We start from the raw sequence: 20418 nt of genomic DNA, 5'->3' as shown, positions 1-20418 counted from the left end.
AATATGGGAAAGCCGATCGTCGCTGTCGTAGGGCGCCCGAATGTGGGCAAGTCGACCCTCGTCAACCGCATCGCGATCAAGCGCGATGCAATCGTCCATGAGTCCCGCGGCGTTACGCGCGACCGTTCCTATCATGAGGCGGACTGGTCTGGTCGTGACTTCGTGCTCGTCGATACCGGTGGCATCGAATCTGTGAAGTCGAAGGACGTGTTCGCGCCAGGCATCCGCGAGCAGGCGCTCACGGCCTGCGAAGAGGCCGATGCCATTGTCTTCGTCGTCGACGCCACGACGGGCGTGACAGACGAGGATGAGGAAGTGGCGAAGATCCTGCGCAGGAGCGACAAGCCGGTCTTCCTGGTCTGCAACAAGTGCGACAACCCGGCAAACGAGCCGGACCTCTGGGAATTCTATTCCTTGGGCGTCGGAGAGCCGAGGCCTCTTTCTGCCTCGCACGGCATCGGCACAGGAGATCTCCTCGACGATATCATCGCCGTGTTCCCGAAAGATGACGGGACAGGGACTGAGGAGATCGATGACGGGACGCTCAAGATCGCTCTGATCGGCCGCCCGAATGTCGGCAAGTCCTCCATCACGAACGACCTCATCGGCAAGAAGCGCTCCATCGTCTCCGATGTGGCTGGCACGACCCGCGACGCAATCGATACGGTCATCGAGCGCGAGGGCAGGAAGTACCGTCTCATCGATACGGCCGGCATGCGCAAGCGCAACCTCGTGCATGAGGATGTCGAGTACTACTCCTATGTCCGTGGCCTTCAGGCCATCGACCGTGCGGATGTGGCCCTTCTCGTCGTCGACGCGACGGAAGGCGTGACAGAGCAGGACCAGAAGGTCGCCGAGATGGCAATCGATCGAGGCTGCGCCATCGCTGTCCTTCTCAACAAGTGGGACCTCATGAAGGACGACCATGCAAGGGACGAAGCGCTCCGCACCATCCAGCAGCGCCTTGCCTTCATGCCCTGGGCACCCTACCTCAGGGTCTCTGCCAAGACCGGCCGCTCGGTCGACAAGATCTTGGCCCTTGCCGACAAGGTGCAGGAAGCCCGCACGATCCATATCCCGACCTCGAAGCTCAACAGCCTCATGGAGCGCCTGCGCGAGACCGGCTATACCGTCGTCCACAAGAACCAGCGCCTCAAGGTCAACTATGTCACCCAGACCGGCTACCAGCCGCCTGTCTTCACCCTGTTCTGCAACAGCACCGAGCTCGTGAACGATAACTACCGCCGCTTCATCGAGAACCGCCTGCGCGATGAGTTCGAGCTCGAAGGAACGCCGATTCGTCTGAACTTCAGAAGGAAGGAAGCGCAGAAATGATAGATGCCGGAGGATACTGTCTGCTCCTCGTTGCGGCCGTTGTCACCTACTTCGTCTGCGGCATCCCGTTCGGCCTCCTCATCGCTTCGAAGGAGGGCCATATCGACGTGAGGAAGGTCGGGTCGGGCAATATCGGCACGACGAATGTCGCACGTTCGGTCGGAGCCAAGGCAGGAGGGCTCACGCTCCTGCTCGATGCGCTCAAGGGATTCCTTTCGACCTTCATCTGGCAGAAGGTATTCTGCATGGCGGTCTTTGCAGGCAATGCCTCCATGGTGGCGCCGACAGGGGAGTTCGGATGGATGGCATCCATCATCTTCCTTGCTGCCATCTTGGGACATGTCTTTTCGCCCTATCTCCATTTCCATGGAGGCAAGGGCATCGCGGTCGGCTTCGGTGCAGCGCTTGGCTATATTCCGGCAGTCGCTTTGGGACTCCTTGTCGTCTTCGTCGTCTTTGCGGTGCCATCGCGCTATGTGTCGCTCGGCTCGAGCATGGCAGCCGTGTCGCTTCCGATCTGGGGAGCGGTCTTCGGCTATGCGCCAGCCACGATCTGCCCGCTTGTCATAATCACCGCGATCGTCGTCTGGGCACATCGCGCGAACATCAAGAAGCTCGTCCACGGCGAGGAGCGCAAGTTCTCGTTCCATCATGAGAGCAAGGGCGCGAAATGAAGGTCGCGGTCATAGGCCTCGGCTCCTGGGGCACGGCAGCCGCAGGCCTTGTCTCGCTCCATGCTGATGAGGTCATGGGCTGGGCACACTCGGAGGCAGTCGCCTCTGGCATCGAGCATGAGCACAGGAACCCGCGCTATCTCACGGGCTATGTGCTGCCGGAGAATGTCCATGCGACGACCGATCTTTCTGCATGCGTGAAGGATGCAGATGCGGCTCTTGTCGTCGTGCCTTCATCGCATCTGGCGCATGTCTCATCCGAGCTTGCCCGCATCATCTCTTCAGAGCTTCCGCTCCTTGTCCTCACGAAGGGCATGGAGGAAGCGACGGGCAGGCTCATGACGGAAGTCGTGGGGAATGCCGTGGGGCATCCGGAGCGCATTGCCTGCCTTTCGGGCCCGAACCACGCCGAAGAGATCTGCCTCGGCAAGGTATCTGCTGCGGTCATCGCCTCTGCCAATCCTGATTGTGCCGCCTTCTTCCAGAGGCTCATGGTCTCGCCGAACTTCCGTGCCTATGTATCGGACGATCTTGTCGGCGTCGAAGTGTGCGGTGCCGTCAAGAATGTGATCGCTATCGCCTGCGGCTGCGCGGTCGGGCTCGATGCCGGCGACAACACCCTTGCTGTCCTCATGACACGAGGGCTTGCAGAGATCAGCCGCATCGTGGCAGCGCTCGGCGGAAATCCGCTCACCTGCATGGGTCTTGCCGGCATGGGCGACCTTGTCGCGACCTGCACCTCCGAGCATTCGAGGAACCGGACCTTCGGCGAAGGGTTCGTAGCTGGCGAGAGCTTGGAAGCCTATGAGGCACGCACCCACATGGTCGTCGAGGGTGCCAGAGCTGCAAAGAGCGTCTGGAAGCTCTGTTGTGAAAAGGGTATCGAGGCACCCATAACAGGAGCCGTTCACGCTATCCTGTATGAAGGAACACCAGTAGATGCAGCCATTGCAACCCTTCTGGGGAGAAGTCCCCGTGTGGAGTTCTACGGGCTGTAGCGCAAGAGAATAGGGGCGGCATGCTCGACGAGATCGGAATCGCTCCGTCTATCCTTTCGGCAGATCTGATGGATCTGGGCCATGAGGTGAAGACGGTGGCTGGGGCGCGCTATATCCATTTCGATGTGATGGATGGCTCGTTCGTGCCTGAAATCTCCTATGGACATCCGGTTCTGAGAGCCCTCAAGAAGACGACGGATATCCCGGTAGATGTCCACCTCATGATCTCGAACCCCGATGAGGAGGTTGCCTCCTATCTCGAGGCAGGCGCCGACATGGTCTCATTCCATGTGGAGTGCGCAAAGCATGCGCAGCGCATTGTCGATGAGATCCACGCCGCTGGAAAGCTCGCAGGCATTGCCCTCAATCCGGGCACCTCTGCCTATGCGCTCGATGCGCTTCTGCCGACGGTCGATATGGTGCTCGTGATGTCGGTGAACCCAGGATTTGGCGGGCAGAAGTTCATCCCTGAGACGCCCGAGAAGATCCGTACCATCCTGCGTCTTGCCGAAGCCCATGGGGCACATCCTCTGATCGAGGTCGACGGCGGCATCTCGAAAGAGACCGCAGGGCTGGTCGCGTCTGCAGGCGCACGCCTGCTCGTGGCCGGGTCTGCCGTCTTCAAGGCAGAAGACCGCCACAAAGCAATGGCAGAGATTGCCCAGGCTGCGCAAGCCGGGCTTGGCAGGAAAGCGTAAAGCGGCGTATACCCATGGATTCATACGTATATCTGGACTATGCAGCCTCGGCGCCGATGGTGCCTGAGGCAAAGGCGGCAGAGGCTGCATATGCTGAGGCACCTTATGCGGGTGCCAACCCCAACTCGCTCCATACGCTCGGACGCGAGGCGGCCATGGCTCTCGAAGGGGCCAGGCGCGAGATTGCAAAGGCGCTTGGCGGCGGCTTCCGTCCCGGCGAGATCGTCTTCACATCGGGCGGCACGGAATCGAACAACCTTGCCCTCTACGGTATCGCTGAGGGCGCCCGTGCACGCGACCGGAAGCGTACCCGTGTCGTCGTCTCTGCCATAGAGCATGACTCGGAGCTTGATGTCGTGCCTGCACTCAAGGACCGTGGATTTGCGGTCACGCTCGTGCGCCCGGGACGTGATGGCAGGATTGCGCCGGAGGAGCTCGAGCGTGCCGTTGGTCCTGACTGCGCCCTCGTCTCCGTCATGTCGGCAAACAATGAGACCGGCGTCATCCAGCCTGTTGCCGAGCTTGCAGAGATCGCCCACAAGGCCGGTGCCCTCATGCATACGGACGCTGTGCAGGCATTCGGACGCATACCGCTCGCTATCGACACGTGCGATGCGGTGAGCATCGCTGCCCACAAGATCGGCGGCCCTGTCGGTATCGGCGCTCTGGCCCTGCGCATGAGGTGCCCGTTCCGTCCCCAGAACTTCGGTGGCGGCCAGGAGGCGGGAAAGCGACCAGGCACGCAGGATGTAAGGGGAGCGCTCGCCTTTGCAGCAGCTGCAAAGGCACAGACCGACCATCTCGCAGAGCGCAGGAGCGCCTGCGCTGCCAAGGCAAACAGGCTCTTCCAGAAGATCTGCGCTCCCGGAACTGGCATCCAGCCGACGACCACGGCTCAGATCGACGATACGAGGCTTCCGGGCATGGTGAGCATCTACGTGCCAGGGCTCGACTCCGAGACCCTGATCTTGAAGCTCGACCAGAAAGGCTTCGAGGTATCGGCAGGATCTGCCTGCTCCTCGGGATCGCTCGATCCTTCCCATGTGCTCTCTGCCATGGGCATAGCAAGAAACGATGCATTGGGTGCGCTCAGGATCTCGTTCGACGAGCGCATATCCGATGAAGACCTTGACCGCTTTGCCGATGCCCTCATCGGCATTGTGGCTGCAAACAACTAGTGGATGAAGGAAAGGCGAGAATCCATGAATGAGGCACAAGCGCTGGTACGTCTGCAGGAAATCGATCTTTCGCTCATCAGGTACGACGGGGAGATCAGGAAGCTTCCGCAGCTCAAGAAGCTCGCAGCCATCAAGCAGGCACAGAAGAAGCTTGCGCAGGACATGACAAAGATCGTGGGCCAGCGCAAGGATGCCGAGCTCGAGCTCAAAGACAACGAGGACATGACGGAGCGCCTGAAGCAGCATGAGGAGGAGGTCAAGGCCGAAGCGAACGAGGACGGCCACACGCCGCGCGAGCTTCAGGATTTCGAGAACCAGCTCACGATGCTTGCAAAGCGTCGCGAGAAGTATGAGTTCACGCATGAAGGCCTGAAGCAGAATCTGCAGAAGATGCTCGATGCCGAGGCGCATGCCGGCGAGCTCAAGATTCGCCTCGACGAGGAGACCGAGAACCAGACCCGTGCCTATCAGGATGTGACGGCAGGCATCAGGGAGTCCGTGAAGGAGCTCACAGAGGAGCGCAGGCGCGTCCTTTCCCATATCTCGCCCGAGATGCAGAAGAAGTACAGCGAGACTTCGACGCGCTTTGGCGGCCTGGCCGTGGAGACGCTCCATGGGAACAAGCCATCGATCTGCCGTGTCGCGCTCCAGCCGTCCGATTTCGGCGACATCGCCCGCAAGGGCCAGATCTGCGAGTGCCCGTACTGCCACCGCATCCTGGTGACCGGCACCGAGGAGGAATAGATGGCAGAGGAGAAGGTGTCGCATGTCCTGCTGCATGTCACGGGCTGCATCGCTGCCTACAAGGCGGCAGAGGTCCTGAGGCTTCTCCAGAAGGCCGGCTGCGAAGTCCATGTGGCCATGACAGAAGGCGCTTCCCGCTTCGTCGGCAAGGCGACATTCGAAGGTCTCACGCGCTATCCCGTGCTCGAGGACCTCTTCGACTTTGCGCCTACGGCAATCCCTCACATCGACAGCGCCGAGTGGGCGGATCTCCAGCTTGTCTGCCCCTGCACCGCGAATGTGCTGGCAAAGATTGCCCATGGGATGGCAGACGATGCGGTGACCTCGAGCATCCTTGCTGCGACATCTCCTGTGCTCGTGGCACCGGCCATGAACGTGCATATGTGGCGCAATCCCGCGACGCAGGAGAATGTGGCGCTGGCACGGAAGCACGGCATCAAGGTCATGGCTCCCTCGTCGGGCCGTCTTGCCTGTGGCGACATCGGCGAAGGCAAGCTTCCGCCTGTCGAGGAGATCGCCGAGGCGGCGCTCATGGTCCTGAAGAGGACTGACGGGCTTTCCGGCAAGCGCATCCTCATCACGGCAGGGCCGACGCATGAGGCGATAGACCCGGTCCGCTATATCGCGAACGCCTCTTCGGGCAAGATGGGCTATGCGCTTGCTGCCGAGGCAGCCCGCCGCGGAGCCGAGGTCACGCTCGTTTCGGGACCGGTGAGCCTTCCTTGTCCTTACGGCGTGGAGCGTGTGAGCGTCACGAGCGCCGAGGAGATGCACGACGCAGCTCTTGCTGCGTGGAAGGATGCCGACATCGCTATCTGTGCCGCTGCCGTCTCCGACTATACGCCTGCAGCGCCGAGCAGCCACAAGCTCAAGAAGGGGCAGGAGCAGCTCGATTCGATTGCCCTTGTGGAGACGAAGGATATCCTCAGGGATCTGGGCGCCATGAAGGGAGACCGGATCGTCTGCGGCTTTGCAGCGGAGACCGGCGATGCAGAGCGCTATGGGCGCGAGAAGCTCGAGCGAAAGCGCGCCAGCATGATCGTTGCAAACGATGTCTCGCGTGCGGATTCTGCCTTCGGGTCGGATACGGACAAGGTCTCCTTCATCCTGCCTGGCAGGACGATCGAGCTCCCGGTGCTTCCGAAGACGGAGGTTGCCGCGAAGATCCTGGATCAGCTGCAGGAGCTTCTCTAGGAAAGAACGAGAGAGGGCCTCGCCAGAGGCCCTTTTCATGAAGAGGGATGGAACGTTTTGGCAATACTCATCGGATGCGAGCACCTGTCCCAGGAATGGCCGGGCAAGCAGGTGCTCAAGGATGTAACAATCGGCATCAATGCCGGCGAGCGCATCGGCATTGTCGGCAGGAACGGCGACGGCAAGTCGACGCTCCTGGATCTCATTGCGGGCAGGATCGAGCCAGACGACGGCACGATCGTGCGCCGCGGCAACATCACGGTCGGCTATCTCGGACAGTCAGACGAGCTCGACGACGAAGATACGGTCGCTCACAGCGTCGTCGGCGATATGCCGGAATATGAGTGGGCATCGGATCCGAAGATCCGCTCCATCATCGATGAGCTTCTCGTCGGCGTCGACTGGAATGCAAGGATCGGCGACCTTTCCGGAGGACAGCGCAGGAGGTGCGACCTTGCCCGCCTGCTTGTCGGCGACTGGGATGTCATGCTCATGGACGAGCCGACGAACCATCTCGATATGCATGCCATCACCTGGCTGGCCGAGCATCTGAAGAGAAGGTGGCCCGAAGGCACAGGCGCCCTCCTCGTCGTGACGCACGACAGGTGGTTCCTCGATGAGGTATGCGAGCACATGTGGGAAGTCCATGACGGCACGATCGATCCTTTCGAGGGCGGCTATTCTGCCTACATCCAGCAGCGTGTCGAGCGCGAGCGCATGGCGCAGGCATCGGAAGACAGAAGGCAGAACATTCTGCGCAAGGAGCTCAACTGGCTTGCCCATGGAGCCAAGGCACGCTCGTCGAAGCCGAAGTTCCGCATCAAGGAGGCAGAGGCCCTGATCGCAAACGACCCCCCTCTGAGGAACACGGTCGAGCTCAAGAGGCTTGCCGTCTCGCGTCTTGGCAAGCTCGTCATCGAGATGAAGAATGTCACCGCCGGCTACGGCGATACGCCGGTGATTCAGGACCTCACCTGGCTCATCGGACCTGGCGACCGCTACGGCATCCTCGGCGAGAACGGCGCCGGCAAGTCGACGCTTCTCAAGGTCATGTGCGGGCGCATGAAGCCGAGTCGTGGCTATGTGAAGATTGGAAAGTCGGTCCGTTTCGGCATCCTCTCCCAGAACCTCGACGAGCTCCACAAGAAGGATGACTGGCGTGTCGAGGAGCTTCTTGCCACCTACAAGAAGTACTATGTCGTCGACGGCAAGCCGCAGAGTCCCGAGCAGCTGCTCGAACGCCTTGGCTTTGCACGCCGCGAGTTCCCGACCTTCATCAAGGACCTCTCAGGCGGCCAGCTCCGCCGTCTCGCTATCATGTGCGTGCTGCTCGACGAGCCGAACGTGCTCGTGCTCGACGAGCCTGGCAACGACCTCGATACGGACATGCTTGCTGTCCTCGAAGACCTGCTTGATACGTGGCCAGGAACGCTCCTGCTTGTCTCCCATGACCGCTACCTCATGGAGCGTGTGACAGATGACCAGTTCGCCCTCATCGACGGCCATCTCCGCCATGTCCCGGGCGGTACCGATGAATACCTTCGTCTTCTGAATGCAGCCACACAAAACAGGAATGCCCAGGCACCCTCTTCTGAAACTACAATGTCAGATGGCAGCCAGGCACAGGAGAGCCCGTCTGAGCCTGCACTCTCGAATGCAGAGCGCCGCGAGCTCAGGAAGCGCTTCGACGCTGTGGCACGAAAGCTCGAAAAGAGGCAGGCGGAGCCTGACCGCATCCGCAAGGAGATGGCAGAAGCCGACCCTACCGACTACGAGCACCTCATGGAGCTCCAGAACGAGCTTGCCGCTGCCGAGAAGGAAATATCGGATCTCGAAGACGAGTGGCTGGAGCTCTCCGACACGCTCGGCATCGAGTAGCTTTCGGGAGTGTAGATGGAGCAGGAGCTCTGGAAGAAATACCGTCTGAGGACCATCGTCGGCATGCTCTTCAAGACGGTCGAGGTCGTCTTCGATGTCATGACGCCTCTGATTGTGGCCGATATGATCGATGTGGGTGTCGCGACGCATGACGCAGAGTATGTCGTGCGGCGCGGCATCCTTCTTGTGTGCATGGCATGCGCAGGATACTGCTCGACGCTCGTGACGCAGCATGTCGCATCGAAGGTCTCGCAGGGTGTCGGCACGGACATGAGGAATGCGCTCTTCAGGAAGATCAACAGCTTCGGCGCTGCCGAGATCGACCGCATCGGCACCCCGTCTCTCGTGACGAGGATCACAAACGACGTGAACCAGATCCAGCTCGCGGCTGCCATGGCAATACGGCAGCTCATCCGCTGGCCGATCCTGGCGGTCGGCTCGCTTGCCGCTGCCATCATGATCGACCGCACGCTCGGCCTCATCTTCCTCGCCGTGACGCCGCTGGTCGTCCTGGTCTTCTATCTTGTGATGAAGCGCTCGATTCCGTACTACACGCTCATGCAGAAGAAGCTCGACCATATCTCGCTCGTGACACGCGAGGCGCTCTCAGGTGTCCGTGTCATCCGCGCCTTCAGGCATGAGAAGGAAGAGGAGAAGCGCTTCCATGCGGCTGCCGTCTCCCAGGCAGATACTGCCATCAAGGTCGGAAAGCTTGCTGCGCTCCTGAACCCGGGCGCCTATCTCCTCATGAACTTCGGTGTCGTCTGCGTGCTCTGGGCAGGCGGCTTCAAGGTGGAGGCAGGCGTCCTCCAGCAGGGCCAGATCGTTGCCTTCGTGAACTACATGACGCAGGTCCTGATTGCCATTGCCTATGTCGCGAATCTCGCGATCATCTTCAACCGAGCGGCTGCCTCGAGGAAAAGGATCGACGAGGTGCTTGCGACCGAGCCATCTGTCTGCGATGCGCAGGATGCGGAGGCTCCTGCAGCTGCCGCTGATGCTCCTGCGCTTGCGCTCGACCACGTCGGATTCTCCTATGGACCTGGCAAGCCTGCACTCGCCGATGTGACGCTCACGCTTGGACAGGGCGAGACTTTGGGCATCATCGGCGGCACAGGTTCCGGCAAATCGACGCTTGCGAGCCTCATTCCGAGGCTCTATGACGCAACGGAAGGCACGGTCTCCGTCTTCGGGCAGGATGTGCGTGCATGGCCCCTAGACGAGCTCAGGCATGAAGTGGCAAGCGTTCCCCAGACCGCGCATCTCGTGACGGGCACGATCCGCTCGAACCTGACCTGGAGGGTGCCTGATGCGACAGATGAGAAGCTCTGGGCAGCCCTTCGGGCAGCGCAGGCAGCAGACTTCGTCCGTGCGAAGGAGGCTGGTCTCGACTCTGTCGTGGAGGCAGACGGCAGGAACTTCTCCGGCGGCCAGAAGCAGCGCCTGACGATTGCCCGCGCCCTTGTCGGCGAACCATCTCTCATCGTGCTCGATGATTCGGCATCTGCCCTCGACTTTGCGACCGATGCACGTCTGCGCGAGGCGCTGAGGTCTCTTCCTCAGCATCCGGCCTGCGTGATCATCTCGCAGCGCATCTCTGCTGTCATGGGTGCAGACCAGATATTGGTCCTTCATCATGGCAAGGTCGAAGGCCTGGGCACCCATGAGGAGCTCCTCGGCACCTGCGACATCTATCGCGAGATCTGCTCGTCGCAGCTTGCTGGAAAGGAGGCAGACCATGCCTAATGCCTACCAGGGAGGCGCCTCTGCCAAGGCCATGCTTTCTGCCGCAGCAGGCGCTCAGGGAGAAAGCCACGACCCGCGCTTCGATGCACCGGACATGCCGGTAAAGATCGTGCTTGCGCGCCTTTCACATTATGTGAAGCCCTATGCAGCGCTGGCGCTTGCCTCGTTTGCGTGCTCTGTCATCTCTGTCGTGGCACAGCTCATCGTCCCCATCCTGATCGGCCAGGCCATCGATACGATGGTATCGGCTGGGACGGTCGATTTTGCGGCGCTTCAGCCTATCCTCATCCGCCTGGCCTGCACAATCGCTGTCGCGGCAGCTGCAAACTGGGCAGGTGGCTATGGCACGAACCGGCTTGCCTACCAGACGGTCAGAGACCTCCGCGTCGACGCCTATGACAAGTTCGACCGCGTGCCGCTCTCCTTCCTCGATACCCATGCTCATGGCGACCTGCTCTCCCGTGTCATCAACGATATCGATGCGGTGGGAGACGGTCTTGTCCAGGGCTTCACGCAGCTCTTCAATGGCATCGTGATGATTGCGGGCACGCTCATCTTCATGTTCTCGCTCTCGGTGCCGGTGGCCTGCATCGTCGTCGTGCTGACGCCGCTATCCATCCTCGTCGCATGGCTCATTGCCCGCGGCTCTGCGAAGAGCTTCGCTGCGCAGCAGGCGCTCCAGGGCTCGCTTACCGGCTATGCAGAAGAGATGATCTCGAACCAGAAGCTTGTGAGCGCCTTTGCCTACCAGAAGAGAAGCATTGCTGCATTCGAGGCCATCAACGAGAAGCTCTATGGTGCCGGCCGCAAGGCTCAGTTCATAAGCTCCCTCTCGAACCCTTCGACCCGTCTGGTCAACAACATCATCTACGCCGCGGTTGCCGCTGTCGGCATCTCTGCGGTCGTGACTGGCTGGCCATCTCCTCTGACCGTCGGCCAGGTGCAGAGCTTCCTCACCTATGCGAACCAGTACATGAAGCCCTTCAACGAGATCTCTGCCATCGTGACGCAGGTCCAGACAGCCTTCGCCTCGGCCAGGCGCGTGTTCGCATTGCTTGATGCCGAGGAAGAGAAGCCGGATGCAGTGGATGCGATTGTCCTCGAGGATCCGAAGGGGGAGCTTGCCTTCAAGGATGTGAGCTTCTCCTACAGGAAAGATGCAAAGCTTCTCCAGGACATAGCGTTCTCGGCCAAGCCGGGCACACGCCTTGCACTTGTCGGCCCTACAGGCTGCGGCAAGACGACCTTGATCAACCTGCTTCTGCGCTTCTACGACGTGGATTCGGGCTCGATCGAGGTCGACGGCCATGACACTCAGACGCTCACACGTGCCTCGCTTCGCTCTGCCTTCGGCATGGTCCTTCAGGATACGTGGCTCTTCAAAGGCACGGTGCGGGACAACATCGCCTATGGCAGGCCCGATGCGACCATCGGAGAGGTCGAGGCAGCCGCACGTCAGGCACATGCCGACGGCTTCATCCAGCAGCTGCCTCAGGGCTATGACACCGTGATCGGCGAGGATGGCGGGACGATCTCGCAGGGACAGCGCCAGCTTCTCTGCATTGCCCGCGTCATGCTCCAAGATCCTCCGATTCTCCTCCTCGACGAGGCAACGAGCTCTATCGATACGCGTACCGAGCTCCAGGTGCAGGATGCCTTCGACCGCATGATGGTGGGAAGGACCTCGCTCGTCGTGGCGCACCGCCTCTCGACGGTCAGGAATGCCGACTGCATCCTCGTGATCGATGGCGGCCACATCATCGAGCGTGGCACGCACGACGAGCTGCTTGCCAAGGGCGGCTTCTATGCGAACCTCTACAGAAGCCAATGGGCTGCATTGCCGAAAAGTGGCAGTGCCGCGGATTGACATTGCATAGACTCACTCTCGGGGAAGGAAGTACGGCTTTCTTCCAACGAGAGGGGGTTATGCTTTCATGAATGACGCATATGATGTCTGCATCATCGGCGCAGGCGTTGTCGGCACGGCCATTGCGCGCAATCTTTCAGAGCGCCAGTGCAGCATCCTCGTCCTCGAGCGTGGAGACGATGTCTGCTCCGGCACCTCGAAGGCGAATTCCGCTATCGTCCATGCGGGCTATGACGCAGAGCCGGGCACGCTCATGGCAAAGTACAATGTGGCCGGAAACGAGATGATGGGCAAGGTCTGCGAAGACCTCGATGTGCCGTTTGAGCGCATCGGTTCTCTTGTCGTCTGCACGGACGTGGAGGATATGCCGAAGCTCGAAGCATTGAAGGAGCGCGGCGAGAAGAACGGCGTCAAGGGCCTTGAGGTCATCGGGCGCGACCGCCTCGTCGAGATGGAGCCGAACATCTCTGACGAAGCAACAGGAGCCCTGTGGGCGCCGACCGCAGGGATCGTCGACCCGTTCCTTCTGACGATTGCGCAGGCCGAGGTTGCAGAGACGAACGGCGCCACCATCCTTACATCTTGCGAGGCCAAGACGCTCTCGAAAGAGGCAGATGGCCTCTGGAAGATAGAGACCGAGGATGGCACATTCCGCGCCCGCTGTGTCGTGAATGCCGCCGGCACGCATGCTGCCGAGATCCACAACCAGGTCTCTGCCGACAAGATGAAGATCGTGCCGCGGCGCGGCGAATATCTCCTGCTCGACAAGCGCGCGGGCGGACATGTGCATCACACGATCTTCTGCCTGCCATCGAAGATGGGCAAGGGCATCCTCGTGACGCCTACCTGCCACGGGAACCTGATTCTGGGTCCCACGGCGACCGATCAGGAAGACGAGGACGATACCACGACGACTGCAGAGGGGCTCGACGCCGTCAGAAAGGGCGCTGCCAAGACCGTGAAGGATCTGCCGCTCCGCGAGGTCATCACCTCCTTCGCAGGCCTTCGCGCCCATAGGCCTGAGCATGAGTTCCTTGTGGGAGAGGCAAAGGATGCGCCGGGCTTCGTCGACTGCTCCGGCATCGAATCTCCGGGCCTTACCTCGGCGCCTGCCTTGGGCGAAGCTGTTGCTATCATCGTCTCTGACATCCTGAAGCTCGAGCGGAAGCCAGAAGGCAGCTACGCCACGAAGCGCCAGGGCATCGTGCATGCAGCAGCACTTCCTGTCGAGGAGCGCCGCGCGCTCATAGAGAAGAATCCCGCCTATGGCAGGATTGTCTGCCGCTGCGAGGAAGTGAGCGAGGGCGAGATCGTCGATGCAATAAAGCGCCCCTGCGGAGCCCGGTCCCTTGACGGCATCAAGCGCCGTGTGCGCTGCGGCATGGGACGCTGCCAGGGAGGCTTCTGCACTCCCAAAGTCATGGATATCCTGGCCCGCGAGGTGCCAGAGCTCACGCTCGAGAGCATCACGAAGAAGGGCAAAGGCTCGGAGTTCGTGGTTGGCCACGACAAGGACTGCTATGGGGAAGGAGGCGAGCGCTGATGAAGCGTTCCTGTGTTGTCGTCGGCGGCGGTCCTGCCGGCCTTGCTGCTGCCATCTCTGCCTATGATGCAGGGCTCAAAGATATCGTCGTCCTCGAGCGCGAAGACAGGCTCGGCGGCATCCTCAACCAGTGCATCCATAACGGGTTCGGTCTCCATACGTTCGACGAGGAGCTCACGGGCCCCGAGTATGCGCAGCGCTATATCGATGAGGCAAAGAAGCGCGGCATCGAGTGCCTGCTCGAATGCACGGTCATCGATATCAGCCACGACCGCGTCGTCACGGCCGTGAGCCCCGAGCTCGGCCTCATCCAGATCGAAGCAGGCTCTGTGATACTTGCAATGGGCTGCCGAGAGAGGCCGCGTGGCGCCCTCAATATCCCGGGCACCCGTCCTGCCGGCATCTATACGGCAGGATGCGCGCAGCATCTCGTGAACATCGAAGGCGTCCTTCCGGGACGTGAGGTCGTAATCCTAGGCTCGGGCGACATTGGCCTCATCATGGCCCGCAGGCTCACGCTCGAAGGCGCCCATGTCCAGGTCGTCGCTGAGCTCATGCCATACTCGGGCGGCCTCAAGAGGAATATCGTGCAGTGCCTCGATGACTTCGGCATCCCGCTCAAACTTAGCCATACCGTCGTGAAGATCGAAGGCGACAAGCGTGTCGAGGGCGTCTGGATCGCTGAAGTCGACGAGCATCTGAAGCCGATTCCGGGGACCGAAGAGCACTACACGTGCGATACGCTCCTTCTCTCCTGCGGCCTCATTCCGGAAAACGAGCTCTCGCAGAAGGCAGGCGTCGCACTCTCTCCGGTTACGAAGGGCCCGGTCGTGAACGAGCAGCTTGAGACCGACGTGCCGGGCGTCTTTGCCTGCGGCAATGTCCTGCATGTGCATGATCTTGTGGACTACGTCTCTGAGGAGGCTGCTGCAGCAGGTGCGCATGCGGCTGCCTATGTGCAGACAGGAGAGCCTGAAAGCGAGCGCAAAGGCATTCCCGTCGTGCCGGAAGGCGGCGTGCGCTATACGGTTCCCGCCACGATAGACCCTGCTTCCATGGACGAGAAGCTCACTGTGCGCTTCCGTGTCGGTGCCGTGAAGCGCAATGTCTTCGAGTCGGTCTATGTTGATGGCGCGCGCATCGCGCACAAGAAGCGCCCGATTGTGGCGCCAGGCGAGATGGAGCAGGTCATCCTCAAGAAGGCTGACCTGGAAAAGCATCCAGATGCCGAGAGCATCCGCGTCGTCCTCGAGGAGGCATGATCATGGAGGAGAAGACGCTTACCTGCATCAACTGCCCCCTCGGCTGCCAGGTGACGGTCACGTTCGACGGAGACAGCATCGTCTCTGTCACGGGCAACACCTGCAAGCGTGGCGACATCTATGCGAGGCAGGAGCTCACGAATCCGGTACGCATCGTCACGACATCCGTTCCGGTGGAAGGCTCTGCCACCTCGAAGATGGTATCGGTCAAGACTGCAGAGCCCGTGCCGAAGGGCAAGATCTTCGATGTGATGGCAGCACTTGCGAAAACAGAGATAAAGGCGCCGGTGCATATCGGCGACACGGTGCTTGCAGATGTCGCAGGAACCGGGGTCGATATCGTCGCGACGAGGAATGCCTGAGGGCCAAGAGACGAAAGGAGGGCCGGAGCGATCCGGCCCTCCTTTGTAGGCGGCTATTCTGCGACAGGGCCTGTGCCACCCCTGCCCTGGCTCTTGATCTTCGGAAGGACTCTCTTCACGAACCAGGCAAGCGCCGCTACGGCGATAGCGGCAAGAACGATATAGGTGACATGGTCGATGACGGAAGCGGCGCCTGATGCGGCATTCTGCCAGGCATCTCCTGCAAGATAGCCGAGCGCGCAGAGGATCGCATTCCAGATGAGCGACCCTGCGAAGGTCATGGCACTGAACTTCAGGATTCCCATGTGCGACATGCCGGCAGGGATCGAGATGAGGCTCCTCACGACAGGGACGCAGCGGCAGATGAAGACGGTCTTGGCGCCCTTCGTCTCGAACCAGCCAAAGGCAGCCTGCACATCGCCCTTCTCGAAGCCGAGAAGGCGTGCGGGACGTGAAGAGAGGATCTTCTCCATGCGGCGCTTATCGAGCCTGGTGCCGACAGCATAGAGCACATAGGCACCGGCAAGAGACCCGGCGGTTGCTGCGAGGATGGCGAGCGGAAGCCAGAGCGCGCCGGCATTCGAGAAGAAGCCGGCAAGCGGGAGGATGAGCTCGCTCGGAATCGGCGGAAAGACGTTCTCGAGGAAGATGAGGGCACTGACGGCAAGATAGCCGAACTGCAGCATGAAGGCGAAGATTGCGTCCTGCATGGGAAAGCTCCTTAGGTTGCGCCATGTAGTGTCCTCATGGTACGGAGCAAAGCTCAAGGCTCTCCCAACGCAGGATAAACAGTTCATAAACTCGAGGTCAGCGACGGATGATGTAGCCTGCGCCGCGCACGGTCTGGATGATCTTCGGGTTCGAAGGATCGGGTTCGATCTTCTCGCGCAGCCGCTGGATATGGACCGTCACGGTCGCACCATCCCCCAGGGCTTCCTCGCCCCAGACACGCTCGTAGAGGGCATCGCGGGAGAAGACTGTGCCTTGGTGCTTCATAAGGAAGAGGAGAAGCTCGTATTCCCGGTTCGTGAGCTCGACATCTTTCCCTCGTGCCTTCACCTCGTGGCTGGCAGGATCGATCGTGACTCCATCCGCCTCGATCAGGGAGGAAGGCTCAGCTGCCTCTGTATCGGCATTTCTGCGCGCTGCCGTGGCGAGGAGCGCCTTCACGCGGGCCACAAGGACAGAAGGGGAGAACGGCTTCACGACGTAGCCATCGGCCCCGAGACCGAGGCCTCTGATCTGGTCGATATCCTCCGTGCGTGCTGTCACGAGAAGTATAGGCAAGGCCGACTTCTCGCGGACCTTCCGGCAGACATCGAACCCGTTCATGCCGGGAAGCATCACATCGAGAATCATGGCATCGAAAGAGCCTGAGAGCGCCTTGGAGAGGCCTGTGGGGCCATCCGAGGCAATCTCTGCCTCGAGGCCATTGGCCTCAAGATAGTCGCGCTCAAGCTCGGCGATGTCTTCGTCGTCTTCGACGATGAGTATGCGAGACATATCTGCTCCTAGAATTTCGGGAAGGTGAGACGTATCGTGAGGCCACCACCAGGTGTCTTGGCAGCTTCTGCCCTGCCGTTCATGCGCTGCATGGCACGGGCGACGACAGCGAGGCCCAGACCGGAGCCGGATTCCGGATGCTGGCGGGCAGGGTCGGTGCGGAAGAAGACATCGAAGAGATGGGGAAGCGTCTCTGGTGCAACTCCAGGGCCGTTGTCGGCAAGCTCGAGCACTGCGCCATCTGCCGTGGTGGTTGCAGAGATGTGGAGCGTTGCGCCGGGCGCGTATTTCTGTGCATTCCCGACAACATTCGATATGCAGCGGAAGAGGAGCTTGCGGTCGAAGCGGCAAAGGACTGGCGTTTCCAGGTCCTCCTCGATCATGATGCTCTCGGCAGTGTCGCCTTCGCGGGTGTTCTTCAAGATAGAAGAAGCGGCGCTCGAGAGGTTGCCCTCCTCGATGGATGCCGGGTAGTCATCGAGGTCGAGCTTCGAGAACAGGAAGAGCTCGGAGACGAGGTGCGAGAGCTCCTGGGCCTTGCGGTCTATCGTCTCGAGGTAGCGGCGCTCGCGCTCCGGCGTCTTGGCAATTCCGTCGAGCAGGCCCTCCACATAGCCCTGGATCGACGTCAGAGGAGATCTGAGATCGTGGCTGATGCCGGCAATGAGCTCTTGGCGGGAGCGTGCATTGGCTTCCGAGCGCTCATCTGCCTTCATGAGAGCATCTGCCATCGTGTTGAAGTCATGGCAGATGGGAGAGAACTCGTCTTCGTGCCCTTCTGGCAGGCGGAAGGAAAGATCTCCCTGAGCGATGCGCGAGACGCCCTCCTGGAGCTCGTCGAGGCGCTCCACGATGCGGTCAAGGACAAGATGCTTCGAGACACGGTCAAGAAGGAGGATGGTGAAGGCAGCTGCTGCGACGACAATCGAGAAGGAGATTGCAAAGGCGCGCTTGAGCACATGGCCACGGACTTCCGCGTAGTGCCCGAAGAGTGCGACGTCGTAGCTTCCCTCCTGATGGAGATAGAGGCTCGTGCCAGCTGAAGAGACGAGGACACCATCTGTGTCGTCGAGCGTGCGCGCAGAGGCGAGGAGTTCCGATTCCAGTGATGCCGTGCCCGAAGAATAGAGGACCGAGCCGTCCTCCCCATAGACCTGGAGGATGGCTCCTGAACCTGCAACAGACTGTGCGATCTCATCGAGTGCAGCCTGCTCCACGCCTGACTCGAGCACGGCACCGGAAGCCTCCGATACCATGCGGCCAAGCGCGACCATGTCCTCGGCATCCGATATTTCGAGATCGAGGCCGCCTCTGAGCTGGAAGAGAAAGACTGCTGCACACGCCAGCGCAACGACGATGCAGACCGCGAGTGGCACGATGAGCGACAAGATGTTGGAGAGGCGGAGACGCTGCTTTATGGTAGTCGGTTTCTGCATAGGGTGCCTTTCACAGACTGCTGCTTGCGTGGCGGCGAACCGTAAATCCTCTGGTGCGAAAGCGGCTTGAAATGCTTTGCTGCCATCCGGATTGCACAGGCACAGATGGAGCCGAGCGGCACAGCAGCAAGGACATCTGTTACATAGTGTACGCCGAGGAAGACGCGCGAAAGCGAAACAAGGATGGTCGACAGAAGGCAGAGGGAGATTTTAGCTGCAGGATGATCGGGGCTCCTCCCGAGCCAGATGAGTGCCATGAGCGCTGCAGCGCAGACCACGGGCGTTGTGTGGTCCGAGGGCAAGCTCCAGTCGCCTGCAGCAGCCAGAGCCATCTCGGGATGGGGACGGATGAGGATTGCCTTGAGGATATGGTCCGAGGCAATCGCAAGCGCGCAGAGAAGCCCTGCTGCATCATGATGGGACCCGGTGTCGTGTCAGGCTGATACCAGGGCCTGCGCCTCATCGACGAGGCTCCTACTGCGATGAAGCTTGCGGGCATCCCCTTCGACGAGGATATGCTCGACGGTAGGAGTTCCTTCTGAGAAGGCGGATTCATATGAATTCAGCAGGGAAGCCGCATGCTATGTGCGGCTTCCCTGCTCTTCTGAATGGAGACACCCTGCCCTCTGTGTCAGCCTGGCGGCATGGCTAGATATGGCCATCTGCGCCCGCTATCATGAAGCTTGTCAGCGTGCATTCAGGATGGGAGACGCAGCATGGCAGCAAGCCATATGAGACCGACAGGCCCGGATGAGAAGCCGTATGAGCCCCGGCATTCGCGTGCAGAGGAGGCCAGGGGCTATGCAGAGCGCAGGGTCAAGCAGGAAAGCAGAAGGCGCAGGCATATAGCAGCCTTCATCATTGCTGCCGTCGCGGTAGCGCTCTGTGTCGTGGCTGCCGGCCATGGGCTGATGAAGAACGAAGGCAAGCAGCCGGAAGAGCAGAACACCACAGCTGCCGAAGAGCAGATGACGGATGAGACCGAAGATACCTCTGAAGATTCGACAGGCCTTCCCAATGACGGCCGTATCGTCATGACCCTTGCCGGCTCTGCCGATACCTATGTGAAGCGCGGCGAGAGCTATATCGAGGGCGGCTGCTACGCGCATGACGCTGCGGATGGGCAGATTACGGACAAGGTGACGGCGTCAGGGACTGTGGATGCTCAGAAGGCAGGGGACTACACCATCACCTACACGGTTTCAGACTCAGCGGGATATGTCGCGACGGCGACCCGCACGGTCCATGTGATGGATGAAGTCGATGGGGGATGGGATGCAGATGGCATAGCGGTCTTCATGTACCACGATGTCTACGATCCGGCGAACCCTCCTGAAGGCGCCACGACGAACCAGAACATGATCTCCACGACAAGCCTCGACGAGCAGCTCCAGTGGCTGAATGACCACAGCTATTACTATCCGTCCTGGGCAGAGCTTGCAGCCTACATCGAGGGGAAGCACTCCCTGCCTGACAGGTCCTGCGCGCTCACATTTGATGATGGAACACAGGGATTCCTGAACCTCGCGATACCTGAGCTCGAAAAGCACAAGATTCCAGCGACATCATTCTTGATCTGCTCAGATGCAGATGTCCAGGACAAGCTTTCGCAGCATGCAAGCCCCTATGTCGTGTTCCAGTCGCACTCATATGACATGCACCGCGCTGGCTATACGCAGAAGGGCCATGGCGGGAGAATCTTCGATATGAGCGAAGAAGATATCGTGGCCGACCTCGACAGATCTGCCCAGATCCTGAAGACAAAGGATGCCTTTGCCTATCCCTTCGGAGATGTATCCGACATCGCTCCTGAGGCAGTGAGGGATGCCGGCTTCCAGCTTGCCTTCACGACACAGTATGGCCTGGTGCAGCCAGGAGACGATCCCATGCAGCTCAAGCGCATGCGCATCTTCGGAACCTACGGGCTCGACAGCTTTACGGGAGTCATATAGAAAGGAATAAAAAAGTCCTTTGCGCTTTCCAGATTTCATGCTACTATA

At 60.4% G+C, this 20418-nt stretch carries 18 protein-coding genes; 14 read left to right on the top strand and 4 right to left on the bottom strand.

Features of this window, described 5'->3' with window-relative positions; all coding sequences use genetic code 11:
- Nucleotides 1-3: 3 nt before the first annotated feature.
- From der to ABVS03_RS02040, 13 genes are all read left to right on the top strand, one after another.
- Nucleotides 4-1335: a ribosome biogenesis GTPase Der gene (der, locus tag ABVS03_RS02100; RefSeq protein WP_368017830.1), complete on the top strand. Its 1332-nt coding sequence runs from the start codon at nucleotides 4-6 to the stop codon at nucleotides 1333-1335.
- Nucleotides 1332-2009, top strand: a complete 678-nt coding sequence (gene plsY, locus ABVS03_RS02095; protein ID WP_368017829.1) for a glycerol-3-phosphate 1-O-acyltransferase PlsY — start codon at nucleotides 1332-1334, stop codon at nucleotides 2007-2009. The genes der and plsY overlap by 4 nt, the downstream gene beginning before the upstream one ends.
- Nucleotides 2006-3007: an NAD(P)H-dependent glycerol-3-phosphate dehydrogenase gene (locus ABVS03_RS02090; RefSeq protein ID WP_368017828.1), complete on the top strand. Its 1002-nt coding sequence runs from the start codon at nucleotides 2006-2008 to the stop codon at nucleotides 3005-3007. Before plsY ends, ABVS03_RS02090 begins: the two co-directional genes overlap by 4 nt.
- Nucleotides 3008-3027: 20 nt before the next feature.
- Entirely contained in the window at nucleotides 3028-3705 is a 678-nt protein-coding gene (rpe, locus tag ABVS03_RS02085) for a ribulose-phosphate 3-epimerase (protein ID WP_368017827.1), read from the top strand.
- A 14-nt stretch (nucleotides 3706-3719) separates the two neighbouring features.
- Nucleotides 3720-4883 (top strand): cysteine desulfurase family protein, encoded by a 1164-nt coding sequence (locus tag ABVS03_RS02080; RefSeq protein ID WP_368017826.1) that lies wholly within the window; start codon nucleotides 3720-3722, stop codon nucleotides 4881-4883.
- A 24-nt stretch (nucleotides 4884-4907) separates the two neighbouring features.
- Nucleotides 4908-5627, top strand: coding sequence for a zinc ribbon domain-containing protein (locus ABVS03_RS02075; protein ID WP_368017825.1), 720 nt, complete (start codon nucleotides 4908-4910; stop codon nucleotides 5625-5627).
- Nucleotides 5628-6821, top strand: a complete 1194-nt coding sequence (gene coaBC, locus ABVS03_RS02070; RefSeq protein WP_368017824.1) for a bifunctional phosphopantothenoylcysteine decarboxylase/phosphopantothenate--cysteine ligase CoaBC — start codon at nucleotides 5628-5630, stop codon at nucleotides 6819-6821.
- A gap of 57 nt (nucleotides 6822-6878) precedes the next feature.
- Nucleotides 6879-8699 (top strand): ABC-F family ATP-binding cassette domain-containing protein, encoded by a 1821-nt coding sequence (locus tag ABVS03_RS02065; protein WP_368017823.1) that lies wholly within the window; start codon nucleotides 6879-6881, stop codon nucleotides 8697-8699.
- Between the two features lie 15 nt (nucleotides 8700-8714).
- Nucleotides 8715-10445 (top strand): ABC transporter ATP-binding protein, encoded by a 1731-nt coding sequence (locus ABVS03_RS02060; RefSeq protein WP_368017822.1) that lies wholly within the window; start codon nucleotides 8715-8717, stop codon nucleotides 10443-10445.
- Nucleotides 10438-12312: an ABC transporter ATP-binding protein gene (locus tag ABVS03_RS02055; RefSeq protein WP_368017821.1), complete on the top strand. Its 1875-nt coding sequence runs from the start codon at nucleotides 10438-10440 to the stop codon at nucleotides 12310-12312. The genes ABVS03_RS02060 and ABVS03_RS02055 overlap by 8 nt, the downstream gene beginning before the upstream one ends.
- A 67-nt stretch (nucleotides 12313-12379) precedes the next feature.
- Nucleotides 12380-13855, top strand: a complete 1476-nt coding sequence (locus ABVS03_RS02050) for an NAD(P)/FAD-dependent oxidoreductase (RefSeq protein WP_368017820.1) — start codon at nucleotides 12380-12382, stop codon at nucleotides 13853-13855.
- Entirely contained in the window at nucleotides 13855-15117 is a 1263-nt protein-coding gene (locus ABVS03_RS02045) for an NAD(P)/FAD-dependent oxidoreductase (protein ID WP_368017819.1), read from the top strand. The genes ABVS03_RS02050 and ABVS03_RS02045 overlap by 1 nt, the downstream gene beginning before the upstream one ends.
- Before the next feature lie 2 nt (nucleotides 15118-15119).
- Nucleotides 15120-15479 (top strand): DUF1667 domain-containing protein, encoded by a 360-nt coding sequence (locus ABVS03_RS02040; protein WP_368017818.1) that lies wholly within the window; start codon nucleotides 15120-15122, stop codon nucleotides 15477-15479.
- Between the two features lie 53 nt (nucleotides 15480-15532).
- Here ABVS03_RS02040 and ABVS03_RS02035 read toward each other — a convergent pair whose 3' ends face one another.
- The 4 genes from ABVS03_RS02035 to ABVS03_RS02020 form a co-directional block, all read right to left on the bottom strand.
- Entirely contained in the window at nucleotides 15533-16189 is a 657-nt protein-coding gene (locus ABVS03_RS02035; protein WP_368017817.1) for a DedA family protein, read from the bottom strand.
- Nucleotides 16190-16286: 97 nt separating this feature from the next.
- Nucleotides 16287-16982: a response regulator transcription factor gene (locus ABVS03_RS02030; protein ID WP_368017816.1), complete on the bottom strand. Its 696-nt coding sequence runs from the start codon at nucleotides 16980-16982 to the stop codon at nucleotides 16287-16289.
- Nucleotides 16983-16990: 8 nt separating this feature from the next.
- On the bottom strand, nucleotides 16991-18418 hold the full coding sequence (locus ABVS03_RS02025; RefSeq protein WP_368017815.1) for a sensor histidine kinase: 1428 nt from the start codon (nucleotides 18416-18418) through the stop codon (nucleotides 16991-16993).
- Entirely contained in the window at nucleotides 18397-18801 is a 405-nt protein-coding gene (locus ABVS03_RS02020) for a phosphatase PAP2 family protein (protein ID WP_368017920.1), read from the bottom strand. Before ABVS03_RS02020 ends, ABVS03_RS02025 begins: the two co-directional genes overlap by 22 nt.
- A 333-nt stretch (nucleotides 18802-19134) precedes the next feature.
- Between ABVS03_RS02020 and ABVS03_RS02015 the strand changes: the two genes are divergently transcribed.
- On the top strand, nucleotides 19135-20370 hold the full coding sequence (locus ABVS03_RS02015; RefSeq protein WP_368017814.1) for an immunoglobulin-like domain-containing protein: 1236 nt from the start codon (nucleotides 19135-19137) through the stop codon (nucleotides 20368-20370).
- Nucleotides 20371-20418: the final 48 nt, after the last annotated feature.

It is taken from the genome of Olsenella sp. AGMB03486 (genome assembly GCF_040884255.1).
Lineage (GTDB): Bacteria > Actinomycetota > Coriobacteriia > Coriobacteriales > Atopobiaceae > Olsenella_L > Olsenella_L kribbiana.
The sequence above is the reverse complement of the archived record's forward strand: the minus strand, read 5'-3'. Positions and strand labels throughout refer to the sequence as shown.